We start from the raw sequence: 1,384 nt of genomic DNA, 5'->3' as shown, positions 1-1,384 counted from the left end.
TGTCTAGTCCTAGTATAGCTTTACACTCGTCCTGGATTAATTTGACATCGTCCTGAATAGGACTTAACATATCCTGATTAAGGATTACATTTTATTTAGCTCGAATATAGCAATTGTTCTTGCTGAATTTGTTTCTGTTTCCATTTGTCTTTGTTATAGTTCTTCCATTGTTTATTTAGCAGTCCATTTCTTTGATGTGCCTGCTGAGGTGTTAAGTAGTTGCAGCTGGCGTGAGGCCTTAAAGTATTATAGGCCGTAATTGTTCTAATCAGCTTATATTTAAGTTGTTCAAAGGTTCCAGTATTCCTTTCAAGGTCAAACTCTGTCTTGAGTATACCATTGATTCGCTCTGCAATAGCATTTTCGTATGGATCTCCGTTTTTTGTCATACTGATGGCTATAGCCGCCTGATTAAGTTCTTCTACATATGCCTTACTGCAATATTGCGAGCCTCTGTCTGAGTGATGCATCAAAGGCATCTTGGATGTCGTTCTTTTAGCAATGGCCATCTTAAGTGCCTTGAGACATCCTTCAGCAGAAAGGTCATTTTGCAAATGGTATCCCATAATCTGGCGGGAATAAGCATCAGTGATGAGACTTAAATAGACGAAGTTGCTATTTAGTCTGAGGTAAGTGATGTCGCTAACCCAGACCTGTTCTGGCCTGGTAATAATTTGGGATGCGACCAAGTTATCATATCTGCGCATCCAGTGATTTGAATCAGTAGTAATGACTCGCCTGCGTCTTCTTGTTACCAGTAATCCTGTCGCTGCAAGCAGATCAAACAGGTAATCCCTACCTATTGATATACCATGTGTCTGTAGTATATCCGAGAGCATGAAATGCAGTTTTCTTGTCCCAACTCCTGGTAATTCTGTACGAATAGCATGCACCTCCTGTAAAACGATATCCCGGATGAGAACGCCCTTTTCAATCCTGTTACGGCTGTCATACCATGCATTTCTACTTTTGCCAAACAATGAACATAGTGTCTTAACACTAATGCCCTGCTCTTCTACGATAAGCTGGGTCACTGCTTGGCACCAAACTTTTTTATGATATCCACCTTGAACTGATCACTGGCAATATCCACAACAATTTCCAATGCCCTTATCTTTAAACGAGCCATCTCCAGCTCTTTTTGCATCTCTATGAGCTGAGGGTCTTCCTGCGGAATGTTGTCTATGGGAGGAGGAACAGAAAGCTCCTGCTCGTCTCTTTTATATTCCCTAAGCCATTTAGTAACTGTATCTCGGCAATCGATCCCATATTTTAGTTGCACTTCACTAATGGTAGATCGGCCCGAGAGAATTTCCCGAATGATCTTATTCCTCTCAGATGGGCTACGCCTTTTCTGCCTGTTTGCCAAATACTCCGAACTTCC

Annotated in this window: 2 protein-coding genes; both read right to left on the bottom strand. The window is 41.5% G+C overall.

Features of this window, described 5'->3' with window-relative positions; genetic code table 11:
• Positions 1-95: 95 nt before the first annotated feature.
• Positions 96-1,034 (bottom strand): IS3 family transposase, encoded by a 939-nt coding sequence (locus J4N24_RS25385; protein ID WP_207536544.1) that lies wholly within the window; start codon positions 1,032-1,034, stop codon positions 96-98.
• A partial coding sequence (locus J4N24_RS25380; RefSeq protein ID WP_207536543.1) for a helix-turn-helix domain-containing protein occupies positions 1,031-1,384 on the bottom strand: 354 nt, incomplete at its 5' end. The genes J4N24_RS25385 and J4N24_RS25380, both read right to left, overlap by 4 nt.

Origin of the sequence: Desertivirga arenae (genome assembly GCF_017355785.1) — a bacterium.
Lineage (GTDB): Bacteria > Bacteroidota > Bacteroidia > Sphingobacteriales > Sphingobacteriaceae > Desertivirga > Desertivirga arenae.
Note: the sequence above shows the minus strand (reverse complement) of the source record. Positions and strands in the feature narration are given on the sequence as shown.